The organism is Agromyces mariniharenae, from assembly GCF_008122505.1.
Lineage (GTDB): Bacteria > Actinomycetota > Actinomycetes > Actinomycetales > Microbacteriaceae > Agromyces > Agromyces mariniharenae.
Map to the genome: position 1 here is coordinate 1,597,025 of NZ_VSSB01000001.1, position 15,466 is coordinate 1,612,490.

Genomic DNA, 15,466 nt, shown 5'->3' on the forward strand with positions numbered 1-15,466 from the left:
GATTCGCAGGGTCGGGCCCGAGGCGCGGAAACACTCGGATCCCATGCGATTGCATGCATCACGATCGCCGAACGACCTCTGGTACCTGAGAATCGTTCAAGCTTTGCCGCCGTAGGATGACACGGTGACTTCCACGATGCCCACCCAGACGCTGGCGCCGACGCGCACGTGGTCGACGGTGCTGTTCGACCTCGACGGCACCATCGTCGACTCGGCCGCCGACATCACGGCGTCGCTCGCGCACATGTTCAGCTCGCTCGGACTCGACGTCCCGTCCGACGACGTGCTGCGCTCGTACGTCGGTCCGCCGCTGCTCGACAGCCTGCGTCTCACCGCCGGCTTCGACGACGCCGAGGCGTGGGAGGCCCTGAACGTCTATCGCGACCACTACGGCGAGCACTTCCTGCGCTCGCCCGTCTTCCCCGGCGTCGCCGGCCTGCTCGAGCGGCTCCACGCCGCCGGCATCCCCATCGCCCTCGCGACCTCGAAGCCCGAGTCGATGGCCCGCCAGGTGCTCGACCACGCCGGCCTCTCGCAGTACTTCACCGAGATCACGGGCGCGAGCGACGACGAGGAGCTGAGCACGAAGGCCGATGTCGTGCGCGAGGCGCTCCGCCGCCTGCAGGCCAAGGGCATCGACACCTCGAACGCCGTCATGATCGGCGACCGCGGCTACGACACGCTCGGCGCCGCCGCGAACGGGGTGCCGACGATCCTCGTCGAGTGGGGCTACGGCTCCCCGGCCGAGGCAGCCGACACGATCGCGGTCGTGCACTCGACGGACCAGCTGCGCAACCTGCTGCTCGGCTGACCCTTCCGGGTCGACTGACTCGAGCAGCCGGCGCGAGGCCGAGGCATCAGGAGCCGTCGGACTTCGGCACGACCTCGACGGTGAACGTGACGGACTCGCCGCTCTCGCTGTTGTCCAGCGTCACCTCGGTGGTCCCGACCGACTCGGCCGTGAGGCCCGGGTTGAACTGCGCGCTCCCGTCGTCGCGGCCGGGCACGAACGCCACGACCGCCGGGTCGGCGATGTCGGCCGTCCAGTCGGTGTAGGTCTCGTCGTCTCCCGTCAGGTCGATCGACCCGCCCTCGGGCACCTCGACGGTCGTCCCGTCGACGTCGCCGAGGTCGGCGATGACCGGCGGCAGCGCCGACGAGCCGTCGTCGCTCGAGCCCCCCGACGCCGTGCAGCCCGTCAGGCCGAAGCCGCCAAGGGCCACTCCGAGCACCACGGCGACGGATGCCGCCACGCGGCCTCGCCGCACCGAACTCCCGATTCCCGACATCGCGAACCACCCCCGCGACCGATCGTACGCCCGGGCATCCGCCTCGACACTGCGCCGCGACGGCGCGCGCCGCGGCATCCGCTTGCTATTGGATGAACCGCTGCACGAACGCGAGCGCCTCGTCGGCGACCGCGCGCCAGCCGGAGTCGATCGTGAGCGAGTGCCCGCGGCTCGGCATGACGATCTCCTCGGTCGTACCGGGGTTCCTCGACTGGATCCGGTAGCTCGCGTGCGAGATCGCGGGCGCGACGGTGTGGTCCTCCTCGCCGGCGATGATGAGCATCGGGCCGCGCTCGGGGTTCCTCGAGTCGACCGCGGTCTCACCGCCGAACGGATTGAAGTTCGCGAACGCCGCCTGGAACAGCGGCGCCCCGGCCGCCGGCACGTGGAAGGTGTCGTAGAGGTGCCGGGCTTCCTCGTCGTCGAGCGCGTTCGCCCAGCCGTATTGGAACTGCTCGAACGACAGCGCGACTCCCCGCTTGGCATTCGCGGGGTTCGACAGCACGGGCGCGGCCGACTTGAGCGACGACGCGGGCAGCGGCAGCACCCCCTTGAAGGGCGCGTTGTCGATCGCGACGGTCGCGGCGGCGGCGCCCTCGCCCGCGATCTTCTGCGCGATGAGCCCGCCGAAGGAGTGGCCGATCACGACGGGCGCCTGCTCGAGCCGGGAGATGGCGTCGAGGTAGTGGTCGGTGACCTGTTGCACCATCTTTCGGGCGAACACCTCGGGGTGCTCGCGCGCCTCGGCGACGGTGGCCGGGTCGTCGGGCCAGCCCGGCGCGAGCGTGATGAAGCCGTTGTCCTCGAACAGGTCGCGCCACGGCCGCCAGCTGCTCGACAGCAGCCAGAGTCCGTGCACGAACACGATGGGCGTGAGATCGGAGGCGTTGGCGCGCTCGATCTCGGCCAGCTCCCAGTCCGCCAGGGTCGATCCCGTCGCGTCGCTCATCGCCGCCTCCTCACCCGCAGGCCGCACCTGCGGCACCGGCTCAGGGTACGTCCGCCCGGCGACATCGGCCAGTGCCCGCCAGGGTCTGTTACGCCGTGTTCACGTCGCGGCATCCGTTGCACGAACGCGACGCAGCGGAGCGACTGCGAGCCTCAGCCCAGCACCCGGAGCAGCTCCCTCGCCGTCGCCGACCACGTGAACTCGCTCGCGCGCTCGACCGCCGCGCGCTTCATCGCGGCGAGCTGCGCCCGATCACGGACCCAGGATGCGAGCACGTCGGCGACCTGATCGGGTGAGTCCGCGTCGACGAACGCCCCGGCCGTGCCCACCGCCTCGGGGATGCCCCCGCGTCGCGTCGCGATGATCGCGCAGCCCGACGCCATGGCCTCGAGGTTCACGAGCCCGAACGGTTCGTCGACGCGCGAGAGCACGCAGGCCACGTCGTTCTCGCGCAGCTGCTCTGCCAGCACGGCGTGCGGCATCCAGCCCAGCACGGTTCCGCCGGCGGCCTCCATCGCGGCCGTCACCCGCCGCCCGTACTCGGCCTCCTCCTCCGCGCTGAATCCGAACGTGCGCACCTGCCCGATGAGCGTGATCTCGACGGGCAGGCCCTCGCCGCGGAGGCGGGCGACGGCGGCCGCGGCGACCTCGTGCCCCTTGTTGGGATCGATGCGTCCGTGGCAGATCACGCGGACCGGATCGCGAGCCTCGAGCCACTCGCTCCGGGGGTGGAAGACCTCGTGGTCGACCCCGCTGTACACGACCGCGATCTCGGTCGCCGGCAGGTAGCGGTCGCGCGTCCAGTCGGCGACCGCCCGGCTCACGGCGACGACCGCGACGCGGTCGGGCAGCGTCGCGAACGGCCGGGTCTCGGGGCCCTCGAGACGGTTGTGCAGCCACAGCACGGTGCGACCCGCGACGCCGTCCTCGGCCAGCCGTCCGGCGGTGCCCGGATCGTTCGCGACGACCACTGCGTCGATCGGGGCGTCGAGCGAACGGAGCGCGCGCCGCACCTCGCGGAGGTACGGCCCGTAGTCGGGCCAGGTCCACCGTCGGAGGCGCGCCCGGGCGGTCTCCGCTTTGCGCCGCACGGACGGCACGGGGTGGGCCGACCCGTGGCGGAGCCGGACGACCCGGCCCTCGGTGAAGTCCGCCCCACCGTCGTCGGGCGTGATGACGGTGACGGCGTGGCCCTCCGCCGTCAGCTCACCGGCGACGTGCCGGGTGATGGTGGCGATGGCGCCCGTCCACGCCTGGCTGTAGTACTCGCCGATCGGCAGCACGAAGACGATGTGCATGCGGGCTCAGTTCCTGCCGTCGGCGCGAAGCCCCGCGGCGCGGGCCAGGCCGTCCCAGGTCTGCTCCCACGTGAGCGATTCCGCACGGGCTCGCGCACGGGCACCCCAGGAGGCGCGCGCCACGGGGTCGCGGATCAGCCCCTCCAGCACGTCGGCGAGCGCATCGACGTCGTCGCGTGGGAAGAGGAGCCCCGCGCCGTCGAGCAGCTCTGGCGTCCCCCCGGTCGCGCTGCCGACCACGGCCTGACCGCTCGCGAGGCCCTCGAGCGTCGTGAGACCGCACGGCTCATCCCATCGGGAGGGCGTGACGTGGATGTCGCTCGCGGCGAGCGCGCCGGGGATGTCCGCCCGCTCGAGGTGCCCCGTGCGCACGACCTCGACGCCGAGGTCCTCGAGCTCGGCGACGAGCGCGTACACCCGGTTGATGTAGGGGTTGCGGCTCGAGAACCCGAAGTTCGTGTCGCCGACGAGCTGCAACCGGAAGCGCGCCCCGCGCTCCGCGACGCGGATGCAGGCCGCGACGAGCGTGTCTGGCGCCTTTTCCACGGCGAGCCGGCCGACGTAGCCGACGGTCACGAGCGGCGACGTGCGCTCCGTGGTGAACCGGTCGGCCGCCACGCCGTTGAGCGCGCCCGTGACCGTCAGCGGCGTGAGCTGGTAGACCTGCTCGACCGCTCGAGCCAGGTACGCGCTGACCGCGACCGAGCGGATGCCGCGGCCGGCGGCGAACCGGCGCCGGAACCGGTCGCTCGACATCTCGAGGTTGTGGAACCAATGCACGACCGGCACTTCCGGCAGCTTCCGGCTCAGGAAGACCGCGACCTCGGGGTCGTTGTTCACGACGACGGCTCGCGGCCGAAGCTGCTCGAGCTCCGCGAGCGCCTCGCGCGCGAACGCCCACTGGTCGGGACGCGCCCAGCCGTTGAGCCGCCGGCGCGCCCGCAGTGCCTTCGCGGACACCCCCCGATGCTGCCGGATCGGGCTCACCAGGCGCAGGTCGGGCCAGTCGTGGGGCGCGGCATCCGCCGGACGCGTGATGACCGGGCAGTCGAACCCTTCGGCGAGCGCGACCCGACCGACCTCGAGGACGCAGGTCGCGATCGCGCCGCTCACCGTCGGCGTGAACGTCTCGCGACTGTTGTTCACGAATGCGACGGTCCCGCGGGCGGCCGACGCGCTCACGACTCCCCCACCCAGTGCCGACGACTCGGCGGCAGCGTGGTCAGCCGGAACCGGTTGTCCATCGGCTGGAACGGCGCGCTCAGGGTGGTGAGCAGCGGATGCCGCGTGCGCCACCGCCAGGCGCGCATTCGCGCGGGCTCCGAGTAGGTGTCGGCATGGCCCGACCACCCGGCCTTGCGACGCATGTGCTCCTCGCTGCGCACCCAGTAGTAGTGCAGGATCCCGGCACGGGGCCGGATGACGCGCTGCACGATGGCGTCCGACGGATGCCGTGGGTCGGTGTTGTTCGCCGCGAAGTCCACCCGGAACGGGCTGACGTCGGCCTGGCGGGCGTGCCGCGGCACCGTCCCCGCCACGACGGCGACCGGGCCCGGGTAGTTCCCGATGGTCCCCCAGAGTCGCGACGACATCTCGAGGAACCGCCCCGAGCGCGTGCGGGTGTAGAGGTAGCGCGACGGATACTCGAGCCCGGTGGCGCCTCGCTCGTCTGCCTCCTCGAGGCACGAGACGAACTCGCCGACGTCGGCGATCACCTCGTCGGTGTCGAGCTGCAGCACCCAGTCGGCGCCGTCGGATGCCGCGGCGAGCGCGTCGGCGCGCTGGAACGTGTCGTTGTCGAGCGGGTGCTCGTCGAGCCGCGCGTAGTGCCCGGGGCGGAAGTCGCACTTGCCCTCGACGTCGATGGCGCGGAGCCGGGACAGGCAGTCCTCGACGGGGATCGGCGTGCCCGTCCACGACGTCGAGTCCTCGTCGTAGGACACGACGATGCGGTCGACGACGGGATAGTAGGCCCGAACGCTCTCCTCGAGCCACCACGGATCCGCGGCCAGGACGTAGGCGTTGATCCGAATCCGTCTTCCCATCGCGCCAAGGCTATGCCCCACGATTGCGGCATCGCCAACACGACGGCTTCCGAGGGCCCCTCAGCTTCAGCGGATCCGTGCCCCCTTCGGGGGTGAATCGACGATTTCGTGCAGCTCCGCGCAATGGAAGTGCGCACGTCATCCACAGATTTCGGAAAGCCCTTCCATAGGGCGTCGTGGCAGTGCAGGATGCCGCTTACGTCCGTCTACCCGGCGGACGTTGTTTCGTGCTCCGAGGGTCATCCCCCGGGCACCTGGAGGGAGAAGCATGTTCGGAAACACCACTCGCGCGCGCAGGCGCGCGGTGGCGACGATCCCCGTGCTCGCGCTCGCGGCCGCCGGTCTGGCGACCCTGGGCACGACCACGGCGAACGCGGCGCCATCGCACGTCTCCGCGCCGGTGATCGGCGACGACGAGTACTACATGAACTACGTCGCGCCTCGCGCCGAGGAGGCCTTCGGCGTCGACCAGGAGGCCGTCGTCGGGTCGATCTCGGGCGGGGCATCCGCGCTGGGCGGCGACACGACGCAGGCCGCCATCGAGAAGGCCGATGCGCTGGACCGGAAGTTCGGCCAGGGCAACCCGGTCGCGGCCGGCGGGCTCGCGAAGCTCGAGGCGGAGTCGGTCGAGACGGGCCAGAGCCCGAAGCAGCTCAAGCAGCAGCAGCTGAAGCAGTCGAAGACGACGCAGGAGGCGAAGCTCCTCACGATCCTCGTGGAGTTCGACGACAACGCGAACGACGACTTCACCGACAGCTACGTGCCGACCGCGTTCGGCTCCACGCAGTGCAAGCCCGGTGACGTGCAGAACGGCCCGCTCCACAACAACATCCCTGACCCGGCGAGCTACGACCTCGACGACAACAACTCGATGTGGGTGCCCGACTTCTCCTCCGAGCACTACAACAAGATGCTCTTCACCGACGAAGGCATCACGGAGCGCGTGCGCACGGACCTCACCGGTCCCGACGGCAAGCCCGGCTTCGACATCTCGGGCTACACCATGAAGAACATGTACGAGGAGATGTCGCGCGGCGCCTACACCGTGCACGGCTCGGCCACCCCGTGGGTGACCGTCCCCCACTCCGAGGCGTACTACGGCGCGAGCCTCTGCTTCAAGAACGAGCAGGGCCAGTACCAGGCCGGCGCGATCCAGGACATGCAGGGCCACCCCGACAACCCGCTCGGGCCCGGCCAGCTGCCGATCGACGCGGTCGCGGCCCTCGCCGCGGCGCAGCCCGACTTCCCGTGGGCCGACTACGACATCGAGGACCAGGGCGATCGCGACGACGACGGCGACCTGCTCGAGCCCGACGGGGTGATCGACCACGTCGTGCTCGTGCACGCCGGTGAGGACAAGTCGGGCGGCGGCGGTGCCCAGGGCACGTACGCCGTCTGGGCGCACTCGTCGGCCGTCGCCGGCGGCGCCGACATCCCCGGCACCGAGCTGAAGCTGTCGAACTACATCGTGCAGCCCGAGGACTCGGGCGTCGGCGTGTTCGCGCACGAGTACGGCCACGACCTCGGCCTGCCCGACCTGTACGACACGTCGAACGCGGCCAGCTCCGACGTCGACTTCTGGGACCTCATGAGCTCGGGTTCGCACTCGGGCCCGATCTTCCAGTCGATGCCGACGCACATGGGCCTCTGGGACAAGTGGGTGCTCGGCTGGGTCGACCCGGTCGAGCTGAACCCGGGCGACGAGCCCACCACGGTCAAGGTCGGCCAGACGTCGCGCCCGAAGAAGGGCACGCAGGACGGCGTCAAGGTCAACCTGCCCGACAAGGTGGTGACCCTGGCCGAGCCGCACAGCGGCGAGAACATGTGGTACACCGGCGCCGACCAGGACTGGGCCGACCTGCGCCTGGGCCGCTCGATCACGAACGTGCCGGCTGACGCCAAGTTCTGGATGTGGAACAACTTCGTCATCGAGGCGGACTGGGACTACGGCTTCGTCGAGGTCTCGACGAACGGCGGCGCCGACTGGACCGAGCTGAAGGTGCGCGCCGAAGACGGCACCGAGGCCTCCACGCCCGACGGCTACGCCGACCCGAACGGTCGCATGGCGGACTACGGCAACAAGAAGTACGGCCTCACGGGCGACTCGCACGGCTGGGCGCACCAGTACGTCGACCTCTCGGCCTACGCCGGCCAGGACATCCAGCTCCGCCTGCGCCTCGCGACGGATGCGGCCTACCAGGACCGCGGCTGGTTCAGCGACGACTTCTCGCTGACGAGCGGCGCCACCACCGTCTGGAGCGACGACGTCGAGAGCGGTGACAACGGCTGGAAGGCCGAGGTCTCGTCGTTCACGACGACCGCCGGCCCCGGCTGGCGCGTCGACACGGGCACCTCGATCAAGGCGCAGTACTACCTGGTCGAGTGGCGCAACCTCGACGGCTTCGACGAGGGCCTGAAGTACGCCTACAACTCGACGTACAGCGTCGACGCGTGGAAGGTCGAGAAGCTCGCCTACAACGCGCCCGGCGCGCTGGTCTGGTACCGCGACACCACCTACGGCAGCTCGAACCAGATCACGGCCAACGAGACGGCTCTGCCCAGCTACGGTGCCAAGGGCGGCCTGCTCATCGTCGACAGCCACTTCGACCCCCTGCAGCGCACGGGTTCGGCGGCCGTCCTCGACCCGTCGGCGCTCAACGTGATGCCGTCGCGGGCGCAGTCCTCGAACGCGGCCTTCGGCCTGACCGAGACGTACCCCTTCACGGAGTGCATCACGGATGCGGCGCTGAAGGAGTACTGCACCGACATCGCGGGCCAGGCGCCGGTGAGCACCTTCACCGACGACCAGGGCTGGGTGCCCGGCTTCGCCTTGAACGAGGCCACCGGGCAGCTGTACTACCGCGACCGTGACGCCTCGACCGTCATGCCGTCGGTCGGCAATGCGCAGTACACGACGCCGCTGTACGACATGCTGGGCAACCGCCTGCCGGCGTACGACGGCTTGGACATCGGGCTCGGGCCGTTCGGCTCGGGCAACCCGGCGGACTCGGGTGTCGGCTACGGCACCGTCATCCAGGTCATGAAGGCGATGGACGACAACCGCGCCGCGCTGATCAGCATCACCCCGCCGAGCGCGCAGTGAGCTGACCGGATGCACCGGTGAGGCGTCGGCCCTTCGGGGTCGGCGCCTCGCCGCGTTTCCGGCCGTCGAGTAGCGTCGCCGCAGGCGCTCGGCCCGGTCGTCGAGTAGCGCCGCCGCAGGCGACGCATATCGAGACGCGATCCCGAATTCAACCGGGAGCGAGGATCTCGATACGCGTCCGGCTGCGCCGGGCGCTACTCGATCACCGGCAGGGGGTCCTCAGGCGGCGCGGCGCTCGAACCCGTCGAGCAGGCGGTCGAGCCCCCACGCGAACCCGTCGCCCGCGGCATCCGTCGACGCCTCGGTGAGCGGGAACGCCGCGGCATCCGACCATAGGGCCTCGGGCGCGGCGTTGTCGGCCGACGTCTCGCGGCCCGCACGCTCCGCGGCGTCGAGCGCTGCGGCGCCGAGCACGTAGGCGCGCACGGCGACGGCCGCACGGGCGGCCTCGGCGTGCGGCATCCCCTCGCCCGTGAACCCCGCGATGAGCGCCTCGTTGAGGCCGAGCGCGTGCGTGCCGTCGAGCGGTCCGCTCGTGACGAGCACGAGCGAGCCCGAGTGCTCGCCGAGCCGGGCGAGCAGTGCTCCGGCGAGCACATGCACCCGGTCGCGCCAGGCGATGTCGGCATCGGATGCCGCGGCGAGGTCGATCGTCGACAGCAGCTGCTCGACCATCGCGCGCAGCAGCGCGTTCTTCGACGGGAAGTACGTGTACATCGCGGTGGGCGTGAGCCCGAGGGAGGCGGCCACGCCGCGCACCGACACCGCCGGCATCCCCTTCTGCTCGAGGAGCTCGAACGCGGCGTCGACGATGTCGGCCTGGCTGATGCTGCGCCGGGGTCCGGGTCTCATGGTGCTCCTCGAGGTCCTCCCCACCGTACCCGCTCGGTACGGCGGGCCCGGACGCTCCGACGACTCCGGGCCCCGCCGTGAGGGCTCGGTCAGGAAAGCGGCGCGAGGAACGTGAGCACCGACCGGTCCTCGACGATGAGCGGGCCGAGCGCCGCGTTGAACTCGGCGCCGTACGGCGCGGCGAGGTGCGCGGCGAATGCCGCCTCGTCGCGATAGGCCTCGAGCACCGCGAACGCCGCACCGGCGCGCTCGGGCCCGGCCGCGACGCCCGCTCCTGCAGGCGCCGGGGCGACCCGGTACGGCTCGAAGGCGAGGCATCCGGGTTCCTCCCGCACCTTCGCGGTGAGCGCGAGGAGGAGGCCGGCGACCTCCTCCTCACGCCCGGGCCGTGCCGTGAAGCGCGCGACGAGCTCGACGCGGCCCTCCTCGCTCGACCAGCTCATGCGCGCGCCGCGCCGGTCATGATCGCGACCGCGTCGGTCATCGAGTGGGTCTGCGGCGTGATGGTCGCCGCGCGCTTGCCGAGCCGCTGCACGTGGATGCGATCGGCCACGTCGAACACGTGCGGCATGTTGTGCGAGATGAGGATCACGGGGATGCCCCGATCGCGCAGGTTCCGGATGAGCTCGAGCACCTGGTTGGACTCGCGAACGCCGAGGGCGGCCGTCGGCTCGTCGAGCACCACGACCTTCGACCCGAATGCCGCGGCGCGGGCGACCGCGACGGCCTGGCGCTGCCCGCCCGAGAGGTTCTCGACGGCGACGGTGACGTCCTGCAGGGTCGAGATCCCGAGCGCGGTGAGCTCGGCCTTCGCCTTCTGACGCATGCCCTTCTGGTCGACCACTCGGAAGACGGAGCCGAGGACGCCCTTCTTCCGCTCCTCGCGGCCGAGGAAGAGGTTGGAGGCCACGTCGAGCGCGGGCGAGACGGCGAGGTTCTGGTAGACGGTCTCGATGCCCGCCGCGCGAGCGTCCTGCGGCCGCTTGAAGTGCACCGGCCGGCCGTCGAGGAAGATCTCGCCCTCGTCGGGCACCTCGGCGCCCGTGAGGCACTTGATGAGCGTCGACTTGCCGGCGCCGTTGTCGCCGATCACCGCGAGCACCTCCCCGGGATAGAGCTCGAGGCTCACCCCGTCGAGGCCGACGACGCGGCCGAACGTCTTCACGAGCCGGCGGGCCCGCAGGATGGGAGTACGGGTCTCGCCCGAGGCCGGGCCGCCCGCGGCATCCGCTGCGATGGTGTCGGTCATTTGCGTACCTTTCGGATCCACTGGTCGACGGAGACGGCGACGATGATGAGCACGCCCACCGCGAACGTCTGCCAGAGCACGTCGAGCCCGGCGAGCGAGAGGCCGTTGCGGAACACGCCGACGATGAGGGCGCCGAGCAGCGTGCCCCACACCGTTCCGCGCCCGCCGAAGAGGCTCGTGCCGCCGATGACGACGGCGGTGATGGAGTCGAGGTTGAGGTCGACTCCCGCGTTCGGCGAGGCCGCGTTGGTGCGGCCGATCTGGATCCACGCGCCGATCGCGAGGATCGCGCCCGCCGCGAGGTAGACGCTCATGAGCACGCGGTTGACCCGGATGCCGGCGAGGCGCGCCGACTCGGGGTCGTCGCCGACGGCGTAGACGTGCCGGCCCCACGCCGTCTTCGCGAGGATGAACGCGACGACCACGTACAGGAGCAGCATCATGACGACGCCGACCGTGAAGTTCACGCCGAGCACGTCGAAGGTCGCGCCCGTCCAGGTGAGCAGCGGCGGCATCTCGGCGCCGCGCACGGTGGCGCCGCCCGAGTAGAGCAGCGTCAGCGCGACGAAGATGTTGAGCGTGCCGAGCGTCACGATGAACGGCGGCAGCTTGAGCCGAGTGACGAGGAACCCGTTCATGGCGCCCGCGCCGAGGCCGACGACGAGGCCCAGGAACAGCCCGAGCACCGCGGGCAGCCCCGCCTGCACGGTCGTCTGCGCGATGACCATCGAGCTCAGCACCATGACCGCGCCGACCGAGAGGTCGATGCCGGCGGTGAGGATGATGAGCGTCTGGGCGATCGCGAGCGTGCCGACCACGGCGACCTGCTGGGTGATGAGCGAGAGGTTCGCCGGGTTCAGGAAGCGATCGTTGAGCAGGCCGAACACGATGACGGCGAGCACGAGCACGATGGCCGGGCTGATCGCCGGATACCGGTGCAGCGTGTTGCGGATGCGGCTGAGCGGGGTGGTGCGGTCGAGGAACTCCTCGGCCAGGTCGAGCGCCGACGTCGGCGGCTCGCCCTGCGGTGGGCTGCCGGATGCCGCCGGCTCGGTCGTGTGCTGACTCACGTGGTTCTCCGTTGTCTCGTGATGCGGTGAGGTGAGGCGGTGCGGGTCGGGCGGGGGCGACGGATGCCGCGGGGCGCGGCCCGCTCGCGACATCCGCCTCCCGACCCGCACCGCCTCACGGTCGGGTGCCGGGGATCAGCCCCAGCAGATCTCGCCGCCCTCCGCGGTGTCGATCGACTCGACGCCGTCCTGGGCCTCGTCGGTGACGAGCGCGACGCCGGTGTTGTAGAAGTCGAGGCCGTCGGTGACCTCGGGCGCCGTGCCGGAGTCGACGAGGTCGAAGATCGCCTGCACGCCGAGCTCGGCCATCTTCACCGGATACTGCTGGCTGGTCGCGCCGATGAGGCCGTCCTTCACGGCGTCGATGCCGGCGCAGCCGCCGTCGACCGAGACCACGATGAGCCCGTCGGTCTTGCCGGCCGCCTTGAACGCCTCGTACGCGCCGTAGGCCGCGGGCTCGTTGATCGTGTAGACGACGTTGATGTCGGGGTTCTTCGACAGGAGCGTCTCCGCCGCGGTACGGCCGCCGTCCTCGGCGCCCTGGGAGGCCTCGTTGCCGACGATCTCGTAGTCGCCGCCGCTGTACGTGCCGGTCGGTGCCTCGTCGCCGTTCGCCTCGGGATCGGCGGTGTCGATGCCCATGCCGTCGAGGAAGCCCTGGTCGCGGTTGTAGTCCACCGAGACGACCTTGTCGTCGAAGAGGTCGATGAGGGCGATCGTGGCCTTCTCGCCGCCGAGCTTCGCCGCGGTCCACTTGCCGATCTCCTGGCCGGCCTGGAAGTTGTCGGTCGCGAACGTGATGTCGACCGACTCGGGGTCGGCCGGCGGGGTGTCGAGCGCGATGACGTAGAGCCCGGCGTCGCGGGCCTTCACGAGCGCGTCCTCGACCGCGGGACCGTTCGGCGTGATGAGGATGCCGGCGTCACCCTTCGAGATGGCGTTCTCGATCGCCTGGATCTGGGTGTCCTCGTCACCGTCCTCCTTGCCGGCCGCCATCGTGAGCTCGACACCCAGTTCCTCGGCGGCCGCCTCGGCGCCGTCCTGCATCGCGACGAAGAAGGGGTTGGTGGTCGTCTTGACGATGAGCGAGACGCCGATCGGACCGTCGCCGCTCGCGTCGTCGCCCGACGCGGACCCGCCCGAGGCGCATCCGGTGAAGGCGAGGGCGGCGGCCGCGGTCAGCGCGCCCGCCGTGATGATGCGGCGACGGAACGCCGCAGGTGCTGTGCGATTCATCGATGAATCTCCTCCGGTTTCGTGGCGATCGTTGCCGACCTGACAACGATGTCACGTTAGGTCTAGACCATGCCCGTGTGTATAGTCAAGTCGAACTTGCATATTGGAGATCAGAAGGTGACATCGTTGTCAAACGCGACACCGCCGGCCTCGGGGGGCGCAGCGGGAAGCGCGGCGGAACGTGCCCCGCAACGCGCTTCGGGCGCCGCCGCGGACCCGAGATCCCGCCCCACGATGCGGCACGTCGCCGCCCTCGCCGGCGTCGGGGTCAAGACCGTCTCTCGAGTGATCAACGGCGAGCCCAACGTCTCGGCGGCCACGATCGCGAAGGTCACGGCGGCCGCGCGCACGCTCGACTACCAGCCCGACCTGCACGCGGGGAACCTCCGCCGCGCCGATGGACGGACTCGGACATTGGGGCTCCTCGTCGGCAGCGTCGACAACCCGTTCGCGGGCGCCGTCCACCGCGCCGTCGAGGACGTCGCGCTCTCGCACGGGGTCGCGGTCTTCGCCTCGAGCCTCGACGACGACCCCGACCGCGAGCAGGAGGCCGTCCACGCGTTCCTGCGACGCCGGGTCGACGGGCTCATCCTCACGACCGTGTCCCAGAGCCAGGCCTACCTCGCGCCCGAGCTGCGGCGCGGCACCCCGGTCGTGTTCGTCGACCGCGAGCCCGCCGGCATCACGTCCGACGCGGTGGTCAGCGACAACGCCGAGGGAGCCGCGCTCGCCACCCGCCACCTCCTCGAGCGCGGCCATCGGCGGCTCGCCTACCTCGGCGACCGTCCCGTCATCCAGACCGCACGCGAGCGGCGGCGGGGGTTCCTCGAGGAGCTCGGCCGCGCAGGGGTCGCGACGCGCGACGTGCCGGTGCTCGAAGGACTCCATGACGAGGAGTCCGCACGTGCGGCCACGATCGCGCTCTTCGACTCGCCGAATCCGCCGACGGCGATCTTCAGCAGCCAGAACCTCGTCACGATCGGCGTCATCCACGCCCTTCGCGAGCTCGGCCGGCACCACGACACCGCGCTCGTCGGCTTCGACGACGTGCCGCTCGGCGACCTGCTCGAGCCCGGCCTCACCGTCGTCGCACAGGATCCGCAGGAGATCGGGCGCATCGCGGCCGAGCGGGTCTTCGCCCGGCTCGACGGCGACCACTCGCCCGCGGCGCGTACGATCGTGCCGACCCGACTGATCGAGCGCGGCTCCGGTGAACTCCCGCCGCGCCAGGGAGGCTGATCGCATGACCGACCCGACACCTTCGCCGAGGCGGGTCGCCGTCGTCGGCGACGCCCTGATCGACGAGCTCCGCGACGAGCACGGCTCCCGCGAGTTCGTCGGCGGCGCCGCGCTCAACGTCGCCGTCGGCCTCGCCCTGCTCGGCGAGGACGTGACGCTCGTCGCGATGCTCGGCGACGACGAGCCCGCCGACCGCATCCGCGCCTTCCTCCACGACTACGGCGTCCGCCTCGTCGAGAGCCCCTCGCCGTACGGCACGTCGCGCGCCGTCTCCGACCGCAGCGAGGGCGGCGAGCCGCGCTACGAGTTCAACGAGGCGGCCAAGCGTCGCGCCCTGCGCTTCGACGACGCCACTCATGCCGCGCTCGACGAGGCCGACCTCGTGGTCGTGAGCTGCTACCCGTTCGACGACGACGCGCAGGTCGCGTCGCTCGTCGCGGCCATCGAGCGCCCGGGCGAGCGCCTCATCGTCGACGGCAACCCCCGCTCGGGCATGATGGCCGACCGCGAGCGGTTCCTCGCCAACTTCGAGGACGTCGCGGCCCGGTCGCTGCTCGTGAAGGTGGGCGACGAGGACGCGGAGCTGCTCCTCGACGACACGCTCGACGCGTTCGTCGAGCGACTCCGCCGAGCCGGCGGCGCGGGCGGGGGCGACGGCGCGAGCGGGGACGGAGCGGGCCGCGCGGGCGGCGCGGGCGCGGCGGGCGGCGCGGGCGCGGTCCTCGCCACCGCGGGTCGGCACGGCGCCACCGTGCACGCCGGCGACGACGTCGTGCACGCGGACATCGTCCCCCTGCCCGGTCCGGTCGTCGACACCATGGGCGCCGGCGATGCGACGCTGTCGGCGATCGTGCACCATGTCGCGACGCAGGGCGTGCCCGAGACGACGGATGCCTGGGCGGCCACCCTTCGCGAGGCGATGACGATCGCGGCGGCCACGGTGCGCCACGAGGGGGCGCTGCTGCGCGTTCCGGCGCACGAGACGATCTACCCGAGCTGACGCGCGGATCGCTCCGCCGACTGGTGAGCGAACCGTCGCGGATGCAGGGTCGACGGCGGCATCACCATGCTGGTGCGACGGATCGACGCTGAGCACGGTTGCCGCGGCATCACCATGCAGGTGCGACGGATCGACG

General features: G+C 71.3%; 14 protein-coding genes. 4 read left to right on the forward strand and 10 right to left on the reverse strand.

Annotation, left to right across the window (positions count from 1 at the left end):
- Positions 1-124: 124 nt before the first annotated feature.
- Complete coding sequence (locus FYC51_RS07300) at positions 125-811, forward strand: HAD hydrolase-like protein (RefSeq protein ID WP_338014681.1); 687 nt, start codon at positions 125-127, stop codon at positions 809-811.
- A 46-nt stretch (positions 812-857) separates the two neighbouring features.
- On the opposite strand, the gene FYC51_RS07305 is transcribed toward FYC51_RS07300, so the two are convergent.
- The 5 genes from FYC51_RS07305 to FYC51_RS07325 all read right to left on the reverse strand — a co-directional run bounded on the left by FYC51_RS07305 (position 858) and on the right by FYC51_RS07325 (position 5,581).
- Positions 858-1,289, reverse strand: coding sequence for a hypothetical protein (locus FYC51_RS07305; protein ID WP_148732939.1), 432 nt, complete (start codon positions 1,287-1,289; stop codon positions 858-860).
- Between the two features lie 85 nt (positions 1,290-1,374).
- Entirely contained in the window at positions 1,375-2,238 is an 864-nt protein-coding gene (locus FYC51_RS07310; RefSeq protein WP_148732940.1) for an alpha/beta hydrolase, read from the reverse strand.
- A gap of 152 nt (positions 2,239-2,390) precedes the next feature.
- Positions 2,391-3,536, reverse strand: a complete 1,146-nt coding sequence (locus FYC51_RS07315) for a glycosyltransferase family 4 protein (protein WP_148732941.1) — start codon at positions 3,534-3,536, stop codon at positions 2,391-2,393.
- Between the two features lie 6 nt (positions 3,537-3,542).
- On the reverse strand, positions 3,543-4,682 hold the full coding sequence (locus tag FYC51_RS07320) for a glycosyltransferase family 4 protein (RefSeq protein WP_148732942.1): 1,140 nt from the start codon (positions 4,680-4,682) through the stop codon (positions 3,543-3,545).
- A gap of 32 nt (positions 4,683-4,714) precedes the next feature.
- On the reverse strand, positions 4,715-5,581 hold the full coding sequence (locus FYC51_RS07325; protein WP_148732943.1) for a hypothetical protein: 867 nt from the start codon (positions 5,579-5,581) through the stop codon (positions 4,715-4,717).
- A 304-nt stretch (positions 5,582-5,885) separates the two neighbouring features.
- Here FYC51_RS07325 and FYC51_RS07330 point away from each other — a divergent pair, with 304 nt between their 5' ends.
- Positions 5,886-8,684, forward strand: coding sequence for an immune inhibitor A domain-containing protein (locus FYC51_RS07330; RefSeq protein WP_238476255.1), 2,799 nt, complete (start codon positions 5,886-5,888; stop codon positions 8,682-8,684).
- Positions 8,685-8,903: 219 nt separating this feature from the next.
- Here FYC51_RS07330 and FYC51_RS07335 read toward each other — a convergent pair whose 3' ends face one another.
- The 5 genes from FYC51_RS07335 to FYC51_RS07355 all read right to left on the reverse strand — a co-directional run bounded on the left by FYC51_RS07335 (position 8,904) and on the right by FYC51_RS07355 (position 13,091).
- Complete coding sequence (locus FYC51_RS07335; protein ID WP_148732945.1) at positions 8,904-9,536, reverse strand: TetR/AcrR family transcriptional regulator; 633 nt, start codon at positions 9,534-9,536, stop codon at positions 8,904-8,906.
- 89 nt (positions 9,537-9,625) lie between these two features.
- The gene (locus FYC51_RS07340) at positions 9,626-9,979 is read right to left on the reverse strand and encodes a putative quinol monooxygenase (protein ID WP_148732946.1); all 354 of its coding nucleotides are present in this window, start codon (positions 9,977-9,979) and stop codon (positions 9,626-9,628) included.
- The gene (locus FYC51_RS07345; protein WP_148732947.1) at positions 9,976-10,785 is read right to left on the reverse strand and encodes an ATP-binding cassette domain-containing protein; all 810 of its coding nucleotides are present in this window, start codon (positions 10,783-10,785) and stop codon (positions 9,976-9,978) included. Before FYC51_RS07345 ends, FYC51_RS07340 begins: the two co-directional genes overlap by 4 nt.
- Positions 10,782-11,780, reverse strand: a complete 999-nt coding sequence (locus FYC51_RS07350) for an ABC transporter permease (protein ID WP_238476356.1) — start codon at positions 11,778-11,780, stop codon at positions 10,782-10,784. Before FYC51_RS07350 ends, FYC51_RS07345 begins: the two co-directional genes overlap by 4 nt.
- 210 nt (positions 11,781-11,990) lie before the next feature.
- Entirely contained in the window at positions 11,991-13,091 is a 1,101-nt protein-coding gene (locus tag FYC51_RS07355) for a substrate-binding domain-containing protein (protein ID WP_148732949.1), read from the reverse strand.
- 234 nt (positions 13,092-13,325) lie between these two features.
- On the opposite strand from FYC51_RS07355, the gene FYC51_RS07360 reads away from it, so the two are divergent.
- Positions 13,326-14,330: a LacI family DNA-binding transcriptional regulator gene (locus FYC51_RS07360; protein WP_148732950.1), complete on the forward strand. Its 1,005-nt coding sequence runs from the start codon at positions 13,326-13,328 to the stop codon at positions 14,328-14,330.
- 4 nt (positions 14,331-14,334) lie between these two features.
- Positions 14,335-15,330 (forward strand): carbohydrate kinase family protein, encoded by a 996-nt coding sequence (locus FYC51_RS07365; protein ID WP_148732951.1) that lies wholly within the window; start codon positions 14,335-14,337, stop codon positions 15,328-15,330.
- Positions 15,331-15,466 lie beyond the last annotated feature (136 nt).